The sequence below is a fragment of the Robiginitalea sp. genome (genome assembly GCF_982776155.1).
Genome location: NZ_CEXZKX010000007.1, coordinates 61,707 through 83,255, shown reverse-complemented (window position 1 = coordinate 83,255; position 21,549 = coordinate 61,707). Strand labels below are relative to the sequence as shown.

At 53.8% G+C, this 21,549-nt stretch carries 17 protein-coding genes; 2 read left to right on the top strand and 15 right to left on the bottom strand.

What is annotated here, in order from left to right; translation table 11 throughout:
• Nucleotides 1–98: 98 nt before the first annotated feature.
• The 6 genes from AC3DKS_RS12665 to AC3DKS_RS12640 form a co-directional block, all read right to left on the bottom strand.
• Nucleotides 99–626: a hypothetical protein gene (locus tag AC3DKS_RS12665; RefSeq protein ID WP_015754037.1), complete on the bottom strand. Its 528-nt coding sequence runs from the start codon at nucleotides 624–626 to the stop codon at nucleotides 99–101.
• A 44-nt stretch (nucleotides 627–670) separates the two neighbouring features.
• Nucleotides 671–1,675, bottom strand: a complete 1,005-nt coding sequence (locus AC3DKS_RS12660; protein ID WP_272608329.1) for a hypothetical protein — start codon at nucleotides 1,673–1,675, stop codon at nucleotides 671–673.
• A gap of 90 nt (nucleotides 1,676–1,765) precedes the next feature.
• A complete protein-coding gene (locus AC3DKS_RS12655; RefSeq protein WP_272608327.1) occupies nucleotides 1,766–3,526 on the bottom strand; it encodes a hypothetical protein in 1,761 nt (586 codons plus the stop codon).
• A gap of 18 nt (nucleotides 3,527–3,544) precedes the next feature.
• Nucleotides 3,545–5,317 (bottom strand): hypothetical protein, encoded by a 1,773-nt coding sequence (locus AC3DKS_RS12650; RefSeq protein ID WP_474731875.1) that lies wholly within the window; start codon nucleotides 5,315–5,317, stop codon nucleotides 3,545–3,547.
• An 18-nt stretch (nucleotides 5,318–5,335) separates the two neighbouring features.
• Entirely contained in the window at nucleotides 5,336–6,874 is a 1,539-nt protein-coding gene (locus AC3DKS_RS12645; RefSeq protein WP_015754033.1) for a hypothetical protein, read from the bottom strand.
• A gap of 27 nt (nucleotides 6,875–6,901) precedes the next feature.
• Nucleotides 6,902–7,636, bottom strand: a complete 735-nt coding sequence (locus tag AC3DKS_RS12640; RefSeq protein WP_474731872.1) for a C40 family peptidase — start codon at nucleotides 7,634–7,636, stop codon at nucleotides 6,902–6,904.
• Nucleotides 7,637–8,072: 436 nt separating this feature from the next.
• Between AC3DKS_RS12640 and AC3DKS_RS12635 the strand changes: the two genes are divergently transcribed.
• Together AC3DKS_RS12635 and AC3DKS_RS12630 are read left to right on the top strand one after the other, a co-directional pair.
• Nucleotides 8,073–8,669, top strand: a complete 597-nt coding sequence (locus tag AC3DKS_RS12635) for a fasciclin domain-containing protein (protein WP_474731870.1) — start codon at nucleotides 8,073–8,075, stop codon at nucleotides 8,667–8,669.
• A 127-nt stretch (nucleotides 8,670–8,796) separates the two neighbouring features.
• Entirely contained in the window at nucleotides 8,797–9,951 is a 1,155-nt protein-coding gene (locus AC3DKS_RS12630) for a hypothetical protein (protein ID WP_272608318.1), read from the top strand.
• Here the strand turns inward: AC3DKS_RS12630 and AC3DKS_RS12625 are convergent.
• The 9 genes from AC3DKS_RS12625 to AC3DKS_RS12585 form a co-directional block, all read right to left on the bottom strand.
• Nucleotides 9,932–10,624: a hypothetical protein gene (locus AC3DKS_RS12625; RefSeq protein ID WP_272608316.1), complete on the bottom strand. Its 693-nt coding sequence runs from the start codon at nucleotides 10,622–10,624 to the stop codon at nucleotides 9,932–9,934. The genes AC3DKS_RS12630 and AC3DKS_RS12625 overlap by 20 nt on opposite strands.
• A gap of 27 nt (nucleotides 10,625–10,651) precedes the next feature.
• On the bottom strand, nucleotides 10,652–12,361 hold the full coding sequence (locus tag AC3DKS_RS12620) for a hypothetical protein (RefSeq protein ID WP_420593001.1): 1,710 nt from the start codon (nucleotides 12,359–12,361) through the stop codon (nucleotides 10,652–10,654).
• A 91-nt stretch (nucleotides 12,362–12,452) separates the two neighbouring features.
• On the bottom strand, nucleotides 12,453–13,148 hold the full coding sequence (locus AC3DKS_RS12615) for an SMUG2 DNA glycosylase family protein (protein ID WP_015754027.1): 696 nt from the start codon (nucleotides 13,146–13,148) through the stop codon (nucleotides 12,453–12,455).
• 153 nt (nucleotides 13,149–13,301) lie between these two features.
• Nucleotides 13,302–15,947, bottom strand: coding sequence for a carboxypeptidase regulatory-like domain-containing protein (locus AC3DKS_RS12610; RefSeq protein WP_015754026.1), 2,646 nt, complete (start codon nucleotides 15,945–15,947; stop codon nucleotides 13,302–13,304).
• A gap of 13 nt (nucleotides 15,948–15,960) precedes the next feature.
• Nucleotides 15,961–16,659, bottom strand: coding sequence for a GLPGLI family protein (locus AC3DKS_RS12605; RefSeq protein ID WP_015754025.1), 699 nt, complete (start codon nucleotides 16,657–16,659; stop codon nucleotides 15,961–15,963).
• 80 nt (nucleotides 16,660–16,739) lie between these two features.
• Nucleotides 16,740–17,141 (bottom strand): hypothetical protein, encoded by a 402-nt coding sequence (locus AC3DKS_RS12600; RefSeq protein WP_015754024.1) that lies wholly within the window; start codon nucleotides 17,139–17,141, stop codon nucleotides 16,740–16,742.
• Nucleotides 17,142–17,351: 210 nt separating this feature from the next.
• Nucleotides 17,352–19,313, bottom strand: a complete 1,962-nt coding sequence (locus AC3DKS_RS12595; RefSeq protein ID WP_272608312.1) for a SprB repeat-containing protein — start codon at nucleotides 19,311–19,313, stop codon at nucleotides 17,352–17,354.
• Between the two features lie 241 nt (nucleotides 19,314–19,554).
• On the bottom strand, nucleotides 19,555–20,019 hold the full coding sequence (locus tag AC3DKS_RS12590; RefSeq protein ID WP_015754022.1) for a GNAT family N-acetyltransferase: 465 nt from the start codon (nucleotides 20,017–20,019) through the stop codon (nucleotides 19,555–19,557).
• Nucleotide 20,020: 1 nt separating this feature from the next.
• On the bottom strand, nucleotides 20,021–21,319 hold the full coding sequence (locus AC3DKS_RS12585; protein ID WP_015754021.1) for a phosphoribosylamine--glycine ligase: 1,299 nt from the start codon (nucleotides 21,317–21,319) through the stop codon (nucleotides 20,021–20,023).
• Nucleotides 21,320–21,549: the final 230 nt, after the last annotated feature.

Sequence of the window (21,549 nt, the reverse complement as noted above, 5' to 3'; positions counted from 1 at the left end):
AAGCCCGGGAGATCACCGAGCGGGAGCGAGGTAATCTCCTGACACGGCGAAGCCGAAAGCCCGGGAGATCACCGAGCGGGAGCGAGGTAATCTCCGAATTAGAAGGGGATGGTAAGCCGGGTTTTCAACATGTTATTCTGCTCGTTGCTCTCATCGACATCGTCGTTGAAATCCGGGTCCAGGCTGATGTCCAAAAAGGCCGGTATGGGGTCACAGCTTATCTTGATCCGCGCGCCATATGTACGCGAAGCATTTGGCCCCAGGTAGCCCCCCTGGACCAGGTCGTTTCCGGAGCTTAAAACGAGGCCAGCCGGGCATTTGTAGGTAAAGCCGCAGTCAAAACCCCGGGCTTCAGTTTCCCCGTGGTTGGTAATCACCACACTCACATAATGCATTTTGTTTCCGCCTGCTTCGACCACCTTTTCAATCTTCAGATTGGAAACCCTCAGATCTGCCTTGGAAACGGGGGGCGGAGTTACGGGCTCCTCAGGCTCAACAGGACTGATCGTTGAGGTGGACTGATCGGAATCGCCGCCATCAATTTCCCCCTTGGGTTCATCCTTACATGAAAGGACGGTAAACGTCAGCAGGGACAGGAAACAGATGCGCAATGCAAGCTTCCGCATGCCCTGGCCCTTAGTTGTATGAAAATAAATCATCACAGAATAGATTATTGGTTCACCATAAATTCTCCGGCCGCATGGCGGATAAAGCCCTCCAGGGAATTCAACTGCTCATTCGAGATTTCCGCACTCCCGGTATCAAAGAAGACCCTATGGGTTAAATTGTCTTCTACCTGATATGAAAAAGGTATGGCCTCCTCCCCGGGGATTTCGTGTTCCGGAATACATCTGGGCCCCGGGATCCCCCCTGTAATGTTCCACTGGCCAATATTGGTCCCGATGTCGGCTCCAATGGAACCCAGGTTGAATCCACCCACGGAAATGGAATTGGCCCCGTAGATCGGAAAGGAAATATAAGCCAGGGAATATCCTATCAGGAATCCCCCACCCGCCGTTGTTAGACGCGCCAGTGTGCCGTCAAAATGCTGGAATGTAATCCGCTGATCGGTCCTGAAATTCGTCCAGTCTCCCCAGCCGGGATCAGCCCCGGGACTTTGCAACCCAAAACCAGCCCCGCCACCTACAAAGGATCCCTGGACAATCTGGCCCGTTTTGCGATTTTTCAATTGTCCGATGGCAAAAGCGCCCCCGGCGCCCGCATGCCCGGCGCCCCCGCTCATAGCCAGTTTAATGGCCCAGCGGTCTGTCGCCTGATCTTCGCACTCCTCGGGGATCGTAATAAGTACGCTCATTCCCGTCTCCCCCTCCATCTGATGCGTAAGGATCAAATTGATGTCCACACGCCTTAAGGACGGGTCATTGGCATCCGGGTCCCCGTCTACCTCCAGGATCGTCTGCATATCCCCGACTCCTTCCGACGCAATGGCGATTGCATCAAAGTCCTTCTCCCGCGTACACTCCATCGCGAAGTGAATATCGAGGCCATTGGCCTGGAGTTCCCTCCTGAAAATTTCCTGTACAAAGCGCTCAACCTCCTCTGCGCGTTTCACGGATAGTTGCCGATTGAGAATCTTTTTGTCCTTTCTGCCCGGATGTTTCCATTTGGGGCTGGCATGCCCCGTAATACTTCCTTCAATAAATAGCGTTCCCATGATATCCTTATTTAAGTTAATTGTCTGTTGTCACTGCCGGACGCGCCCAGGAGTATTTCCAATTGGTTTTCAAACTGGGCGGTCGCGGTATTATGCCTGTCGGGTGTCGTGCAGCAGGCGGCTCAGCATCTGCATTACGCGTTCGCGCACCAATTCCCCATACCTCCGGGACCCTCCCACGCGGTAGCCGACATAAAAAATGGATCCGGAACCGCTGGATGCCGTTTGGGTTGCCTGTAGTCGGGCCGCGTCGGTTGGAATCTGGAGAAAATCGTTTTTGGCATGCTGAAAACAGTAGACCGCAAGGCAGGCAAACTCATTGTTTGTCTCCATAAACAACCGGTCCCAATCCGAATTTTTTGTCTGGGAGGCAATATCTCTGATAGAAAGGCCGGAACTCCGCTTCCCCCTCCACGCATTGCGGTATTCCAGGATAATTCGGTTACTGCCCTCATACTGCAGGGTAGCATCAATAAGCCGCATATAGGCACCGCTCCAGGTAGTTTGAACCAATCCCCGGCCGCTGAATTTATAGAAATCGGCCTGGGTGATGATACCTCCCTGATCGGGGTCGGTGGGGAAGCCGTTGGGGTATACGTGCCCGTCCCATACCCTGTCGGTGGTCCTGGCAGCCCGTTCATAAAGCGCCTCGTCGCGGTGTGCCTCCAGAAAAGCCGGGTCGTTGAAAAGCTCGTAGGCGGTTTTGTTATTTCTGTGGGTGGCGCTTCTGCCAAAATCGTTATAAGACCTTTTGGATCTTTGGGGCCGGGTCCGGGATGCGGGAATGATCGTACCGAACATATATCGGAGACTCCCCCGTTCGCGAATGGGCGTAAATGTCTGCCCCACTTCGTTGATCATGATACTCACCAGCCCGAGGAACTGAAACAGGTTGATGGAATATTCTTCCGAACGACCCCGGTAGATGAGCGGGATCCTGTCCCACACCATGCTGAACCGGCTGCGATTCTCTGCAGAAATACGGCCAAAACGACGGTGCTGCCAGGGGCCGCGGCCGCCTATGTGGGTGCCAAACCAGGACATAAAATCCGGCTGGTCGCTGTTATCTGCAAAAAATTGATCAATGTCCCGGGCGTTGCGAAACCGGATTTGGCCAAATGCCGTTGCGGACCGATCGAACACATCACCGCGAGGCTGAGGCTGGCTGGTTCCCTCTTCCCGCCTGGGGCCTTCGCCGTAAACCTCTTCTTCGGTAAATACCATATCCGCTTCCGGCTGGGAACTGTCGCCATACACTTCTTCTTCGGTGAATACCATATCCGCCTCAGGAAGCCCGTCCCCTCCGCCTTTTGCCGCATACCCGTTGCCCCCCGGTTGTTTGCTGACCGGATCATCGTATCCGTCGTAAGGGGGATCCTGAATGGGCTCGTTGTCCGAATACGGATCGTCCGAATAATAGCCGGTGGACGGATTGTCCTCAACTTCCTGGTTATAAGGGTCGCCTTTGGAGACCGGCGAACTGACATAATCATCACCTGGCGAATACCCCCCCGCTCCCTTACCGGAAGCGTAGGTATCCTGTGGGGAATCCGTGTATGTGTCGCGGCCCTGCCCCTTTCCGTAATTGCCCGAATCACTTCCGCCGTCCTGGTATCCGGTATCCTGGTACCCCGGGTCATTGTACCCGCGATCATCGTAACCCCGATCGTCGTAACCCCGATCGTCATACCCCGGGTCATTGTACCCGCGAGCATCATATCCGCCGTCTACATATCCGCGATCTTTTGGGTTGTTTCCATATCCCGCCCTGCTATCGGATTTTGACGAGCGGGTTGAGCCGGATCTTCCTCCTTTGGCTTGCGCCCCAGGCTTTCCTGTTGATTTTGCCATGATTTTGTCTTTTATGCGTTATATATAATCTGCACCCTTGATCGGGTTGGGAAATGCTTCTATCTCCTTGGATATCACTCCAATAAGCTGAAATGCCTCTTTTGATGAATCCTGCCGGGGATCGGGTTCGAGCCGGACGGTTAATTCAAAGGGTTGCGGCGGATTCGTTTTTACGGGCTGGAAGGCTACGTTCCGTTGAAGGTACCCCACCGCCCGGATATCGATCTCATATTTCCGACCCCGTATCAAGTCAATCTCCAGCACATGTGAATCCGGATGTTTGAAGGTCTCCGGGACCGCAGACCTGCTTCCGGCCGGCCGAATTTCCGCGTCGACAGATTGGGTGGAAACCTTTTCCCGATTCGAACTATCCACAAATAAGAACCTGCAGCGTACGCGGTCCTGAACCGCAGGCTTGATGATGGCGGGTTGCACCGTCATCATCACGGGCTGAAAAGATGCCATTACAGGGGTAGGCGCTTTAATTTTTGGCCGGCCCCGCATCGCAATGCTTTGAAGTCGTGGCGCTACTTTTAAAAATTGCTTTTGTTTTTTGGCGATAAGTGCTTTTCGCTGAGGGGCCTCGGGTTGCCTGCCCAATTTGGACCCGACATTGAAAAGGGCTTTGCGATTGAGCTGGAGGGATTTGTTTACCGAGTTGAGCTGCAGGCGATTACCCGAACTGAACTGCGCTGTATTCAGGATAAACGGGCCCAAACTCTGCAGAACATTTTTCTTCAGAATCCGATCGTTCACCTTGGAATTTTCGGGTAGTTTCACATCTACTTTCCGAATAAAAATGAGCTTATTGGTATATCTGGGGATGTGAATTTCCGACCGATCCAGAACATTGATATTCCAAAATGGCGACCGCAGGATGGCGTCGTCGAACCAGGGGCGCGTAACCTGTACAAAGATCAATTCAAAGCTGATCGATTCCACCTCCAGGTCTGCTGCATCGGCCGATCCCATGATACTCGTGTACGAATCCGGATCCAGGTCCTTGAGGATACGGCGGATTTCAGCATGATCCAACCGGATGCGTCGCCACTCCAGGTTTTCACCCGAATAGAGGTTGTTGGGCATGCAACTGGTCAGTAAAAAACTGGAGCCGCTCCCGGCGTGGGAACGAATAGCTGTCTCGAGTTGTCCCTTGACTTCCACAAAACGCCGCATAAACCGTTTGAACTCGTCCTTAATTATTTCGATTATTTCAGCCTCTGCTTCCGCCTTTTTTCCTTCTGAGGACCATTTTTCGCGGAGTTCCGTGAGGTTGTCCCGCTTCATTTTTATCTCCAGTTCCACGGCCGAACGGTTGGATTCGGACAGGTTCTCCTGCAATTGCTTTATTTCGGATTCCAGTTTGGCTTGAAGGTCCAGGAATGGCCGGTATGCGGATTGCAGTTCTTCATCCAGCGTTTTGAGCGCACGGAAAAAGATGGGGTGATCATACAAGATCTCCGGTTCCAGTGAGTCCGGGTCCAGCAATTTTAAATCTGCAAGGATATTCCTGTAGGGTATATACAAGTAATCCTGATCATCGGAGACTGCCCAGAAGTGCTCCTCCCGGGGGATCGTATTGGCTATTTGGGAGAATTCCAGCAGTTCGTCCAGGTATTTCCGCGCATTCTCAGAGGCCGTCTCTGAATTGAGAAACAGAAAGTCGTCATAGGTAAATCCCGTGGAGAAGGGAGAGAAAATCAATTTGTAATTCTCCCCCTCCACTTCTGCCTGGTGATGATCGAAAAAATCTTCCTTGATCTTCTCGAAAATGGTCGCTAGCTGGGACATTCCTCTGGTTTTATTCGGTTATACCCACTCGGATACATCGGGTTTGGGGTCCGGGCTTTTCCCCAGGACATGGCATTTAAAGCCAATCAACTGCATGCCGTTGATCCGAATCCCCTGATTCTCGCTATGGGAAGTCATGTCCCGCTCCTGGTTATGGGTCTCATATTTGCCCCCGGCATGAAAAGGCCCCCAGGAAACAAACCCGCCCCCGCTGGCATTCTCCATTTCGGTCTGCACCTCGGAGTTCCTTTCGCCGAAATGCAGATTGAGATCCCGGACGAACACGGCGGTAGTCGTAAAGGCCGGTATCATGCCATTGGGAGGCGAATTCCCGTCTGAGACCATGTTATCCTTAAACTCCCCGTTGTTCTGGTCAAACCTCCAGTACTTACTGGACAGGTAATTCACGTTGAACCACGGTCTGCTAATCGGCACCTGGCAAATTTTGAATTTCAACCGAAAGGTGGATACATCTATTTTGCGGCTGGATTTTTGCTTTTCATAGCTGCCGCCGCCACCGATGTTAAAAAAGCCCAGCGACAGGCCTCCGCCGCCACTGCCTTTCTTGGAGTTGAATTTGTAGTTCGAGGCAAAATCCGTCTGTCCGAAAGTAAACTCGGTCCACCCGTTGTCTGTCTCGGCAAACCCCCCGGGGAGCAGCGAGGTATAGAAAAAATCAGAACCTGAAGAGGGGCCGGTAAGCCTGGCTTTGTCCATATCGTCTATATATTGCTGCTTCAGGGTAAGCATGCTTCGGCCTTCCACCTGGGCGATAAATGCCGCTATCTGGTCGTACTCTTCTTTAAAGCCATTGGTTATCCAATCGTTCTTGGCAGCTGTCACCTTGTTCCTGAGTATATTGGCATTCATTGCCCAGAAGTGGACGGCTGCCGGGTCCTTACCCGCCAGGGCATTTACCCGGTGGTTGTTGTATTCGAGTGCGACATTCAGGAAGTTCTGCAACTTTTCATTGTATTTTTTGACAAGGGCGGTTTCTTCTAAAACCTCTTCCTCCTCTTCGGTCACAATGTTCTTTTTCACTTTCTTTTCCTGCAGAAGCCCTCTGAGGCGTTTGATCTTTGCCTTCGTTTTCTCATCCGGCTCAAAATTGGCAACCTGGCTGAATTTTAAGATGTGTTGATAGGCAAGACTCAGACTGTTCTCCTGCTCCCATTTGTTCATTGTCACGTCCCCGCGGACCCCGCTGGTATCAGGCACCATATCGCACAGCCTGGCCAGGTTTTCGGCCTGCATATACTTTCGGGTTACATCCTGTGCCAATAGTTGGTTGATCTCTTCTGCCGTTTTCTGACGGGGTGCGGGCGCACCCCCTGCTTCCCCTGCGGCTACTGCCACCGGCTCGGGTTCCCGGTAGACCCCGGAGAAACCTGTCGATAAAAATTCCAGTTCATCCTTTGGATAAGGCATACCGACCGGTAACCAGGCCAGGTAGTTGTCGTCCGATTGGGGTACTACATCGTCCCCGTTGGTAAGGACATCGTAAAGTTTACCCAATACGGAATTCATTAATTCTTCCGGTAATACTTCTTTTGCCATGATTTTATGTATTTGTCGTTTTTAGTATTAATTCAATCGTGCGGAAAGTATCTCAACCATGTAATCCCGGGTTTTTCTGTCGAATTGACCGGTTATTCCCAGCGATTCATTGGTCGCCTGAAAATCCTTCAGGCACTGTTCGGTCTTTGGTCCGAAAATCCCGTCTGATGTTCCGCAATTAAAACCGAGTTGTTTGAGGGCATCCTGCAACCGCACCACATCCTGTCCTGTACTCCCCTTTTTCAGGGTTTTCCGGGAAAAACCGATGGGCCCCAAGATTCGCAATCTTCGATAGCCCAATACCTGGGATAAGGGTTTTGCTGTAACCGATACCTGGTTACCCTGATTTCCCCCCAGGCAATACACCCGGCTTCCATCATTGGAGAAACCCTGGAAAAATCCCACATGACCCTTCCATGAATCCCGGCTTTCCCTCCAAAAAACTACCACATCGCCTGGTTCCGGGTTCTCCACGGGAATGCCGACATTGAGCCAGGATCTGGCTACCAGTGAATTGGAGCGTTCGAGACCGGATTTCATTGCCACCCAGTTCACGAACAGACTGCACCATGCGCTATCGTCGGATTGATAATTATTAAAACCCGTTTCCCTGGCGTACCGAAGGATTTGCGGGTTGGACTTTGGTCCGGCTACTTCTCGTACGCCTATTTGGGCTGATGCGATTTCAACTGCACTCGCCATACCTTGTAGATTTGACTGGACCGTACCTGCGATAAAGTCCCGGTTAATTGAAATTTTCAAAAAAAATGAGTAGTTGGGGGAAGCCCGAGAATCCGAAAAAGAGGGATTTAAGAATCTCAGGAACAATCAATATCTCGCCTGAAAACTTGCGATTACACGACTATAATCGGGATAGCCAATTACAGTTATTACCTACTTTTTATGCAGGTATTTTTATATTACTTCTGTAAGTATAATTCTAAATGTATTTTATTTTCCCGAGTGGCTTCTTTAAATATGTATAGTTGGTGAACTTCTGAGTGTAATTTGCAATAATCCGTTGTTATTGATCTTCAATAACTTATAATTCCATATACCGGTCTCCTGCAAAATCCCCAGGAAATCCGCGAGAATCCTGCTGGGAATTGGCTGGTAACTTCGCCTGAAATAATCCCGACAACTGAACCCTCCCCTCCCCGTATCCGTAAGTGTGGATAGAAACCACAAAAAAATGTATATGAAACGTTCTAATTTATTTGCCGCTTTACTACTTGCCCTCGTTCTGGGTTACAGCACAAATTCCCAGGCCCAGGATACCATGACGGGAGACCACAAGAAAATGGAAAAAGGCACCAAAATGGTTGGGGGCGCAGCCATGTACCCTTCAAAGGACATCGTGTCGAATGCAGTGAATTCCAAGGACCACACCACCCTGGTCGCAGCCGTAAAGGCAGCGGATCTGGTTGGCACGCTGCAGGGCGACGGCCCGTTTACGGTTTTTGCACCGACCAATGCGGCTTTTGACAAGTTGCCCGCCGGCACCGTTCAAACCCTGTTGAAGCCGGAGAATAAATCGAAGTTACAAGGCGTGCTCACCTACCATGTGCTCTCCGGAAAATTCGGGGCCAAGGACATTGTAAAAGCGATTAAAAAAGGGATGGGTACCGCGGAATTTACCACCGTCAACGGTTCCAAACTGATGGCCATGCTAAACGGTGACCAGGTGCAACTCAAAGATGCCTCCGGCAATATTTCAACGGTAACCAATGCCGATGTAAACCAATCCAACGGCGTCATCCACGTGGTGGACACCGTGGTACTGCCGGGCATGTAACCGACAGGGCCTCAACAACCCCACTTCTATTTTAAAAGCGATCTTCCACGAGGTCGCTTTTTTTGCTCAGGAAAGTATCCGTAATTTAGACTCCTGCCCGTTGCCCGCTATGATCCCGTTGCCCGCTATGAAAAAGACTGTCGTTGCCATTCTGTTGCCACTTGCCCTGTTCGTGTTTCCGGGGTGTTCCACAGACGCCCCCAGCTCGGAAAGCCCGGTCCCTGTAGTTGCATTTACCGCCTTTGCCAACACCGGTGAGGAAATCGTCCAGCTGGATATGCGCACGGATGAGGATCAGCCGGTTTTGGTGAGCGTCAGCGGGGAGTTCAACCTGCAGTTCCTGCAGGATGCCCGGAACCAGATCGACACGGCCTCCATTGCCTACTACACTTGGGACAACCGGCAATCCCGGGTCTATTACAAAGACCTGGAAACCGGGGATGTATTCGCCGAATCGGATATTTGCGGGTTTTCCGGAGAAACCGGAAACGATCAATCCATTAGGACCGTCTGGGGGAACCGGGATTATGTGGTGGCGGCGTATTCCCGGTTTCCTGCAGGCTCCCCGGAGGAGGCGCGATTGCGGATATTTAACCGCAATACGGCGGAATGCCGGGACCTGCGCCTCACGCAGACGGCAATCAGCGGCCAAATCAACATGTTGTTCCGGGAGGGGATGCTGATTGCCTATTATACCAATGCGGATACGGATCTGCCCGTGCTTACGCTGATCGACCTGGAGGACGGGGCCGTGGTGACCAATCTGGACCTCACAGGAAACTTTTTGGCGGCTACCCTGCGAGGGGAAGAACTCTTGCTGTTTGGGCGGGATGAAACCTATGAGGTATTCCTCACGGGATCGCAGACATTTACGTCGGGGGGTAACACCCCCGACATCCCGCTTTTAAGCCCGGGGCTCTTCCAAACCCGATTTTCCGGAGAAGTCCTGCTGCTGTCCCTGATCTATCAACAACCCAGCCTGTTCTTTTCGCAACCCGCCCTGTACGATCTGGGAGGCGGCAATTTCTCCTCGGGGGGTACGCCCTTCCTCCCTGTCCTGCAGGAACGCATCGAATTGGAGACCGGCAACCGGGTCCTCTTCGGGAATTTCGACGCAGACCCGTCAACCGGATTGGTAGTCATCACCTATGTCATCGGCGACGGCAGCCCGGAAGGCGGGGTCGTCCTCACGGATTTTTCCGGGAAACCCCTTCAAATCATCCCCCTGCCCATCGTTCCAGAGCGGCTCGTAATCCGCGAAATCATCCAGCGGGGCCGGTAGCTTTTTTTTGGTAAAACAACTTCCCCTTGGTAAGCCAGGAAAAGCCAAAAGCCCAAAGGGCTGCGGATTCCAGCCAGAATACCGGGTTATAGGCCTCGAGCTGCGGGTAAATTTCTTCCAGCCAGAAGAAATACAGGGCGAGTAACCCCAGGCATCCCAGCATGATATAGCCGCAGATCCGGTAGATCCTGTTCCGGGCTTTCTTTGGACGGGGTTGGTGGGACGGGGACCGGCTGCTCCTGGTGAACAGGAAAAGGGAGATATAAGACAGGGTCAGGAAGAAAATCAGTGCACTGATAAAGTGGATGCTCTTTACCAGCACGTTCTCTATTGGCCGGACATCGTTGCAGGGGGTTACCGGCGTTCCTGTAAAAATGGTAGGGAAAAACGCCACCAACAGGGCCGAAACAGCAGCCAGCCTGGTAGCCCGGAAATCCCGTACGTCGTACCCCTTGTAGGCAAAGAGGAAAAAAGAGATTGCGCAAATGGTCCCCACCAGCCCATCGCGCATCTGGGTGTGGTAGTAATCGCTGATGGAGTGCTGAATTTCTGCACAATCACCTACCAGTACGGAGCCCACCACCAAAAATACGGGCATCCCCACAGCGACATAGCCAATGGTCTTCCTCAGCGTGAGGTAGGACACAATCATTTCGTCATTCATCTTTTTCATTTCTAACCGCGTTTGATGCCCCGGTAGTCAGGCAATCGGTTGAGCATACCGGTAGGCATCGTTAAAGTACTTCTTCAGGAAATGCCGGACGTTGCTGTAAAATATCCGATCCACTACCTCCTCGGGGGTTTGCCCGTTCATCAGCCGCGCGATTTCTGCTGCCGGCATGGGAACCTCCCCGGGAAGCGAAAGGATCCGGAATTCCCTCATATAGGGACGCTCCTGGGTTTTGAGCGCCTCGATCAACTTCTTCCGGAATGCCGGAAAATCGGCAGCTGTCCGGTAGGTGTCAAACGGGTCGACAATCCCGTCGTTATCCGAGCCCAGGGCCACGGTTTTCCAGGGGTCTGCAGAGCCGGCAACCCGTCCCCCGGAAGCCAGGTACGCCTCCCCAACCCGGACAATATGAAATACATTGGTGAGGAAGAGTTGCGCATACAGTCGTTTCGCTTTTTCGCGATAAGCCCTTACAGCTTTTAATTTTCTTTTGAATTTGCGGCCGGGCATCCGGCCGTCGTGCATGCAAATACCGATCAGGCCATCCGATTTCAGGATTTCCCGGATATCTTCGTCGGTCAGGTTGATGGAAAACCGGCTGATATAGGACCGGCGTTCTATCCGGGGGTCGTTGTCATTGCCCGCTGCTGTTGCCAGATCCGCCAGGCCGTTCACAGCAGTATGACTCGCAATTACCGGGACGTTGTCCCCCCGGTTCCGCATATTGCCGACCCTCCGGTAGTATTCCCCCCGTGCCTTGAGCGACAGGTGTTTTGTATCGATCAATATCCTGCCGGCATCTTCCCGCCGCTCCAGCAGCCTCCCCACCATTTCCTCCCCCAGGGCCGAAAACCCGAGGCCCAACCCGGGCTGTTGGTTGAATACCCGGCTGAGCAAGCCCCCAAAACTCCGGGCATGGCCAGCCAGGAAATTGTTCATGTGGTGGGAAAAGGTGACGAAAAACGGTGCGATCCCATCCGGGTCGGAGCCTGTCCCGCGACCGGCCATTTTTATAGTATCCAGGTTCCTGAAGAGTGACGTTCGGATGGCCTCCTGTTCCTCCGGCATCAAATCTTCAAACGGGGTAGCCCCCCGAAGGGCCTTTTTGGGATACCTGCCGATACCGTGCAGGCCTTCGAGCGAAAGGATGCCGCAAATGACCGGCCGGCCTTCCAGGGCTTCCAATTCGGCAAAAGACCGGACCAACCGGAATTCCGGGATGGAACCAACGGCAGCGTCCCCCGGGCGCGGGCCCTGGGAGTCCTTCAGGTAGTTGTATTCGCGCTGGTAATCCCGAAAATAATCGATCCACACCTCCTGCCCGTGAACCTGGCCGAGGAACCAACTGGTCCATTTTTCGGAAATTCCGGTTATCAACCGGATCAGTTTGAGGTCCACGCTTTTCCGGTACCGGCGTCCCAACAGAAGTTGCAGGCCGGTACGAACCAGCAGGGATGCCCTCTTGAAAGGTCGGTCCGGGCGCAGGAATTCCCGTTCAAACGGATACAGGCTGCAAACCACCAGTCGGTTCCGACCCTCGAAACACGCGTCCAGATTGGATTGGGTAACCCGGGCAAGTTTGTTGAGCGTCCCGGCCAAAACCAGTTTGCGGATACTGAATCGGGCAAATACCTGATGGGCCAGAGGGTTTTCAGCCCGGCGCCAGATGTCGGGAATCCTGTCGTTCAGATGCGGCTTCAGGCTCGGGTGGCAATGAAGATCTGCAATAGGCTTGTCCACGAGTCAATCGTTTTTCCTTCGAGGGGGACCTTTAAATATACTCGGTTTTTTACGGTTTACGTTGGAGATAAACCATTAAAAAACAAGGGTTTTAATCATGTGCCGCCTGGAGTGCGCGCCGGTAGGTGGCTACATACTCCGACATATGCCGGGATTTATACTGCACCACATACCTCGGGTGGTCCAGCGCTACGATGTGTGCAAATAAGCCGGCTTCCTGGTTGAGTGTTTCCAAAAACCGCGCGTTCTTTTTTCCGAGGGCAAAACAGACGGAGGCATCCCCTGCAATCCGGGCCTGGGTCTGCAGGTTCTCAATCATAAACGGACGTACCGCCTTGAAAAGCTCGGGGAAGTCGTAATAATTGCAGTTAACCCAATTCCCCTTCTGGTTTTTGCGGACAAACCCGAGCGGGCAGACCGAATTGATATAGTACTTGCTGTAAAACCTTTCCGGCCCGCCCATTGCATCGATAACCTCATAGATAAAGACCGAGGAGGGTTCGTGCGTCTTGAGGCTTCCGGTTTCAAGGCCGCACGGGTCCCCGAGCCGCTTGCTGTCGGTAAACGGGATCCCGGTGGCCCCCGCTCCCAACCGGCCCGGGTTGATCCCAAGAATCAGTTTTCGGGGTTGGTTATCCGAATAAAACTTCCTGTAAAAGGCCTCGGAAATGGCCTGAACCTCCGAATTGGATCGGAATGGGTTCAGGATGCGGATGTCCGGAGGCAGGCTGCCCGAAAAGGCAACTTCCCGGTTGAAATTAATAATCTTCGCGGCTCGGGTAGACATGGTGACGAATCGGGTTGAATGAATTCGTATTGTGAATCATTGGACAAATCCGCTCCATTTTAATCAACTTACAGGCAATTTCCAAACAGGTATTATTCCAAAATAGGAGCAGGGTGCAATATCCGGGCCTAAAGCAGGGTGCAATATCCGGGCCTAAAACCGGAACTCCGCTTCCAAAGCAATCAATCGGGGAAGCAGGTTCAGGGTGGAGGTAACCTCGCCGGTATCCGTTGGAAATACGGTCCGGTAGCTCCTGGTATTAAACAGGTTTCGCACCCCCAGCCTATAGGCCAATTGGCCGGCTCTTGGCCGGTAGCGGACATCCAGATCGGAAAACCAGGCAATCGCCGGCTTGCCGGATCCCCGAAATGCCTCTCTTCGCGATTTCAGGGTAAGGAACCAGTCGGGCCGCGGCCGAAACTCCAAATCGAGGAAATACTCGGAGCTTTGAGCGGTGTTTCGCCAATCCCCCCGGGTTGCCGACCAGTTCCAGCGACTTCCCGCATGCAGGTTGAACCCACGATCCCAGGCCGTACGCCACGCTGCTCCCCATCGGGTTGACAAACCCTCCAGGGAACGCAGTGCGAAGTTGATCCGGTCTTGAAAAATTCTTCGGGAAAGGTGGTATTCCGCCTTGAGGTTAGACTCCAGGCCCGGAACAAACCAATTGCCGGAAGCGCCCAATGAAACGGAAGTTGCTCGATCAAAACGCTGTTGGGAGTCTACTGTGAATTGCGGCCATACGACCCGGAAACTCCCCAGACACCTATCTTCCCGATTTACCGCAAGGGACGCCCGCAGCATGGTGGAATTCCCCCAATCCCCGAATTGGTAGTTGAATAAAAACCTGTGGCTGCGTCCGAGGAAAAACTCCCCCACACCCCGGCGGATGTTCCGGTAACCCATAAGGAAATAAGCGCCGGCGTGTTCTTGCAGACCCGACGGCTCAGCCCCCAGCGAGTAGGAAAAGCTCAGGGTATTCAGGTCATTCGGATTCCAGGTCAGTCGGATTTTTGGCAACAGGTTCAAATAGCTAGTATAGAAAGCATCCTCCCCGGAATAGCGGTTCCTCCCAAAAACCAGGGCACCCCCGGCAAGCAATTGCAACTGCTTCCCAAAAGACTGTTCAATCTCCCCCCTCATATAAGCTGTAAACAAACCATTCCCAAAACCTCCCATATGGAACCAATCGTAAGGTGGGAACACCAGGTTCTCTGCCCGATGGGTTACACCCACTGTCCCTTGAAGCATCCCGGAGGATGCCTTCCGGAAGCAAGTAGCTTCAACGCCCAAAAAACCCAGGTGGTTCCGGGATTTCTGCTCAATAAACCCGTCCACCCCGGGCAGGTTTGAAGATCCCGAACCGGAAATGTCGGGTATCCACTGGCGAAAAGGCATACGGTCTGTCACATAGCGGCCAGTTACTTGCAGGGCCGACCGGGCATCCAACCGGCGGGTCCAGGTCAGGCGGCTGTCCAGGCCCGAGCGAACTTCCCGGGCGGAACCACCCACCGCCCGGCCATTGAATTCCCCGGTTTGACGCTCCCCGAAAACACTGTACTTGAGAGTGTTGACCCATTCCAGACGCATCCCTGCAAGTTCGCGGACCAGGCCCGCCCGGGCCATCCCGGCACGCTCGAAACCCCTGTATGCCATCGTCTCTGAATTTCGAAAGTCCGCTCCCCCTGCCCGGTAATCTTCCGAAGTGGAAGCCCCGGCCCGGGTTTCATCCCCGCTGTAAACGAGCAGAAAGTGGAGTTTATTGGCCGCCCCTGCCTCAAAACGGGCGCTTCCCGCAAAGGTTTCCGCTTCATTGGCTTCGTACCGAAATTCCTGCAGGCTGCCCCATGGATTCGGGTTGCCGAGCCGGGTCCGCAGGGATGCCTTATCCCCGACAAATGTTTCACCGGTCAATTGTTCCGGGTATAGCAATTCATAAAGTTCCCCGGTTGCATCCCTGCCCGTGTTGTTCAGGTCGGCAATCGCAAACTGTTTTGAACGGGAGGCGATTTTAGCTGCATGCAGCATTTGGCCAAAACCGGCAGGCATCCCTTTTAAGGAAACCCACCTCCCGAAGACGGAAGCACCCACCGAATCCTTCAATTCCAGGTTCAGAGCAACCCCCTGAACCTGGCGTAACCCTGCAAGCAGCGGGTTGGAATCGTAATTCCGGATTACCTGCACCCGGTCGATGACCTCCGCATCCAGGTTGCGGGTAAGCAACTGGTACCCATTCCCGAAAAGGTCGTCCCCCCCGATCAATACCTTTTCAACCGGTCGGCCATTGACGCGAACCACCCCTTCCGCATCCACACTGATCCCCGGGAGCAGCTTCAGCAGGTCGGCTACGGCCGGTTCGTTGCCCCGTCGGAACTGCCGCACACTGATATCCACCGTATCCCCGTGAACGTGAACGGCGGGCGGCGGCGCCACATATACCGTATCGAGCTCCAGAGGGGCCGGAAAAAGCGTCGTATTCAATATACGCGGGGCCAGATGCGGATGCCCGGGGCAATGCAGCCGGACAGAACGGGTTCGATATCCCAGGGACCTGAAGGTCACCGAATACCTCCCAGCTCCGGGGCATTCCAGGCGGTAACCCCCCGAAGGCCCGGAATATGCGTAATCGATGATCAGGGAATCTGACGCCCCGGACAGGACAACGCTGACATGGGAAACGGGTATATTCAGGCTGTCGCGGACATGTCCCTGGATTTGCTGCTGTCCGGATACATGAAACGAAATGCAAAATATCGAAATGGCCACGCCAAACCGACCAATACCCCTCCTATCTGACATTCGATCTCGCGTTTCATTGAAATATTTCAAGGTGTTGTTGGTCGGTAAGTCGGAACTGAGCTCCCCGCGGCATACGCGCCTGGATTCTGCGCAACAACCGGTTGGAACGATCTTTTAAGAAGTTCCGGTAGGCCGCCAGGTCTATGGGTTCCAGATCCGAAAAATCTGTTTCGGGAAAGGAATCCCCGGGCGTCAAGCCATGCAGCCTGAAGGTAACCGCGTGGTTTTCATCAGACGCTGAAACCACCAATCCGGGCAAACCGTACAACTTCCAGGGTCCGAAATGGACCGGGATGTCCGGAGTAAACCAGACCCCGTATTTCCGGCCCCGGAAGAAACCTTCCGCATACAAGCACCGGTACGCACCGATTTCCCGTTGTTTCTCCGTAATCTTCCAATGGATGGCCGGCAGGGGTTCCTTCAGTATCCGGGTCGCTCCTTCCAATGAGGCAACGGTAGAGTACATCAAGGCCCCACGGGAGTCGGTGTAATTGTAGGTGCCAATCGTGTCCGGGGGCGCTACCTGCACCCTGAGTTCCCGGCTATCCCGGGATTCCAAGGGCATTTCCGGGGATCCCCAGTCAAAACGGGCCCGATCCCCCGAGATATAAAGGCGGGCCTGGAATTTCCGAAGTATCCCAAGGTCCAGCAGCACCTCGTAATCGGCCACCACATACTGACACTGGAGCCCGGCATGGCCGCCGAACGACAAGATGGCCCAGCAAAATAATAAGTGTTTACGCCAAGGTTGGGCGCCCGACGGCGCGCCCCCGGACCTGCCCCTCTTCCAAATCACTTAAGAGCTGCCAGCAATTGACTTTTCATACGCTTGATGGTTGCAGCCACCAGGTCACAGCTCACATCACTGACTGTCATGGAAGCTTCGGCGTAACTCGAATCTATCCCGACCCGTACTGTGACGGTAATGGATACCTTGCAGAGTTCACCCTCGGTAAATTGCTCTCTTAATTTTTCGATACCAAGCGGAAACTCCAGGGATTCAAAGGCGTCCACAGGGAGAAAATCTGTCCGGAATGTTTGTTGCATCCGGTCATTGCCAAAAACGACTTGCAACTGGGCCTTTTCAACTTCTCCCGGAAATTTAACTGGGGCCGGGTCTGCAGCAGATGGATAGGCCAGGGGCCCGCAAAAACCAAACAGGCAGATCATCGTCAGGGTAAACAACTTTTTCATGTGAATACGAATTAAATGGCTCCTACTCTTTTCCGGATTTTCGGAATCCTCCCGCCGGCTTCTTATTGCGACAGGGCAAGAATAGGTTCGGGGGCTGCAATTCGCCAGCACCCCCTGGTGGAATTTCTGGTGCCAGGGTCGGGCAACAAAAAACCGCAGTACCCTCGGATACTGCGGTTTTCAAAACTATGGATCTATCTGTATCTATCCCTACCGGGCCATGATTTTTGCAGTCAGGCTTTGACCTTGCGGGGTTCGAACCTCCAGCAGGTACATGGCTGAATTTAAACCGGGCAGGTTGACGGGTATGGTTGTCATCCCAGCCTGCAATTCCACTGGCATCCGTTTGATGCTGACACCATTCAGGGTATAGACCTGCAAGATGGCACGGGTAGGAACAGCCGATTCGATCCCCACCTCGAAGTCCGTATTAAAGACGGTCGGGAAAGGCTTCATCTCAACCAGTGTTTCGGAGCGCCCCTGCTTTTCCACCTCGCCCGTCGGGCAGGTTTCGGCATGGACAATCACGTAGAACCCGTTTGTATAGTCGCTTACATCTATGGGTTGAAACTGATAGCTAGTTACGTTGTTGAGCGGGTCGACTACCTGGGTATACTGGCCCGGTGCAACCGTTGGATCTCCTTTGTTATCTTCGGGGTATTTCTCTTCCCCAACATACAGGTGGGCCTGTGTCATGACATTCCCGGGTAACAGGTTGATGGTAACAGTAACAATATCGTTGGAATATGCCACGGTAACATTTCCGGACTGGTAGCCGTTGGAAGTATCGCATTGTCCGGCACCGGAATAAAATTCCATATTGTAGTTTCCTTCCGTATCGAAGAAGTTCGTCCAGCCCCAGCGGTTGGCGCCTAAATTGTCCTCACAGAAGGATGTATTATTTGGGGTATATCGAGCAAAGGCAGTCTGGCACTCACCGGTTGGCTCTTCGCAATCGAGGTCTTCATCGATCTGACCGTCCCCGTCATTGTCCAGACCGTCGCATTCCTCTACGTCGCAGCCATCGGGGATGCCGTCATTGTCCGAATCGGCCGTATCGTCAGAGCCTGGGCAGACATCCACGCAATCCGGGACACCGTCGCCGTCTGAGTCAATGGTGTCGTCGCAGTCGTCCGTGCAATCTGGAGTGCCATCACCGTCGGTATCAATGCGGTCGTCGCAGTCGTCCGTGCAATCCGGAGTGCCATCACCGTCGGTATCAATGGTGTCGTCGCAGTCGTCCTCGCAGTCGGAAATACCGTCGCCGTCTGAGTCAATGGTGTCGTCGCAGTCATCCACACAATCCGGGGTACCGTCCCCGTCCGAGTCAATGGTGTCGTCGCAGTCATCCACACAATCCGGGGTACCGTCGCCATCCGTGTCAATGGTGTCGTCGCAGTCGTCCGTGCAATCTGGAGTGCCATCACCGTCGGTATCAATGCGGTCGTCGCAGTCGTCCTCGCAGTCGGAAATACCGTCGCCGTCCGTGTCAATACTGTCATCGCAATCGTCGACACAGTCCGGGGTACCGTCCCCGTCCGTGTCAATACTGTCGTCGCAATCGTCGATGCAGTCGGAAATACCGTCGCCATCGGAGTCGATGCGGTCATCGCAATCGTCTTCGCAGTCCGGGATGCCGTCGCCGTCTGAGTCAATGGTGTCGTCGCAGTCGTCCGTGCAATCTGGAGTGCCATCACCGTCGGTATCAATGCGGTCGTCGCAGTCGTCCTCGCAGTCCGGGATGCCGTCGCCGTCGGCATCAAAGCCTTCGTCAATCTGGCCATCCCCGTCGTTGTCCACACCGTCACAAACTTCTTCCGGGGGTGTCGTCGAACAACTGATGGTTACTTCACAAACTGAGGAACATCCGTCCGAATCCGTAACGGTAACCTGGTGCGTACCTACCCCTAGTTGGGTAGCCGTCTGGGTGGTTTCCCCATTGCTCCACAAATACGTGTAGGGGGCGATCCCCCCGGTCATATGTACGATGGCCGATCCATCGGTTGCCTTTGTAGTGCTGGCATCCGAAACCTTTTCAACCTCGCAGCTATGCGGATCTTCAGTCTGGTGCGCGATATCCGAAACAGTCGGATAGGTTGCACCTACCAGAGCTACCGGGAATCCCAGAAGTAAAACCGCAATGATTAATTGGGCGAGCGTAGTTTTTTGCATGTGGTTTCTGTTTGGTTGAACATGAAAGCACAAGCAGGTACAGGAGGTATGGGGAAGGTTCCAGAAAGCAGCCGTAAAGTTCCGGCGGCGTTTCCAAAAAGGAATTTAGATAAAGTTCGTCCTTGGTTGGGTCAATTGCGGATCAAAAGCGGTTAAATTCGTTAAAAGTATTGTTAATCAGATGGTTGCATGAATTTTCCTCCAAGCGGTTTATACCTTCCGGCACGTCCGGCCCGGGAAATTACCAATCCTCACGGCCCACAATGAGCAACCACTCCCGTTCGCCCCCGATGCGGAGGATCCGGTCTACATGGAATCCCGAGCGGGCATAAAACTTGAGCAAACCGATTTTCTCAATCACAAGCCAGAAACCACGTGCCGGAACCTCGGTTCGAATCGCTTCCATCCATCGGGTGCCCAGCCCTTCCGAACGGTGTTTTGCGTGCACGTAGAGGTATCCGATGTACCAGTATTGCCGGTTGTATAAATCCCGGGCACGGTCTTCGTAGGGGCCCATATCCGGGAAGATGGCCCGGCTGACGATGCCTCCGCAGGTAAATCCGTGATTATCCGAACAAACGAGGATTCTCGATTCCCCGGCGATATCCGGCCAGGCAGCCCGCAAGCCGTCCGTCCAGTCCATGGGGAGCTCCCGGAAAAATCGCTCGGGGGTTTTCGTCCAGTCGGTCAATTGCAGCGGCTTCATCTCAGAGGTAGCCCCAGGACCACAGTTTATCCGAATCCTCCTGCCAGCGGTCGCCGATATCGGTCCGGTAGTAGCCGTTGTTAACGATCACGCTCCCAATGCGGTTGTACATGGTCCGTTGGGCATCCTTCATGGTGAGGCCGGTCCCGGTAACCAGCACGGCCAACCCGGTATTTCCGGTAATCAGCCACTGGTCGCCCACCTGTTTCAGGTGCATCGGGTGGATACCTTCCGTACCCTTCTGGAAAACCACAACGGCGTCCTTCGAAAAGAGGTCAAATGTCTTTTTGTCGTCGTACGGAAAAGGCGGGACGGCAATAAACGCCCCTACCTGGAAGCCCTTGCGCGTCTGCAGCGTTTCCCGAGTACCGGCCGCTATCCCGTAAAGCAACTCCCCCATCGGCTCGGTGATTCCCGCCCGCTGGATAAAAATCTGGGGGTACCCGAAACGGGAAGTGAATTCGAGGGGGTAGACCCCATTGCCATTCACGATGCAATTGATATCCAGGTGACCCCGGAAATTTTCCCGCGCCAGGGCGGGACCGAATTTCTGGAGGGTCCGCTCAAACAATGGGGAATGGGCCGTCCAAAACATGGAGGATCCCATTTCGCCGGTGGAAACCCCCACTTCTTTCGGGAAGAGTTTCTTGTGTTCGAAGGTTACATTGTACGGGGCGAGGAATGATTTCCCGTTGAAAAACGCCGAAATAGAGATCTCCACCCCTTTGACGCGCCGCTGCAACTGGAAACTTCCGAAGCCGGCTCCCCAGGATTTCTCATAGGCCCGAAGCAACCTTACGACATCCTCCCCCCGATCGTCCTTGCCGACAAAGAGCAACTGCTTCAATTCCTGCGTCTCCCCCATCGGTTTCACCACGTAGGCGTTCGGGTGGGTTTCCACAAACCGGATCGCCTCCTGGAAACTGTGGAATTCGTGGGAGGGGATTGTTTTGATCTTGTGGCGCTGCAACTCCTGCTGTCCGAAATTCCGGTCGAGCTCCAGTTGATCCGTATAGGCCGTTCCCCCGAATACCGGTTTGCCCGCTTCCCGGAGCCGGTCGGCCTCGGCGCCAAATCCGGTGTAGTCGAAAATGATCAGGTCCGCCCAATCCACGTGCTTTTTCCAGTCGCGGACCTTCGGGACAAACCCGTATCCGATCTCCCGGGATGGGCGGTCCTCGATATAGAACTTCATCGCATGGCCTTCTTCTTTCATGGCGTTGGCCAAATCCAGACTTTCGCCCCAACGGGATACCATCAGGATGCGTTTTGCCCCTGGTTGATTAATGAGAGCGGCCATAGGCGTGGGAATTGAGAGCCAGGAGTCCCCGTGCAAAGACGGGAACCGCGGGATATTCTGTCCGGTGCGCTTGCTGAAGCGTCTGTTCCTTCTGCGGGTTCCCCGCAGCGGGGCGGCCGGTGGTGTTGCTTAGTTGCATCGCTGGGACAACCGTCCCGATACTTGTGTTTTCACGGGGCGAAATTCGTCTTTTTTCCGATTCAAAAACCATCTCTTCAAAAATAATTTTC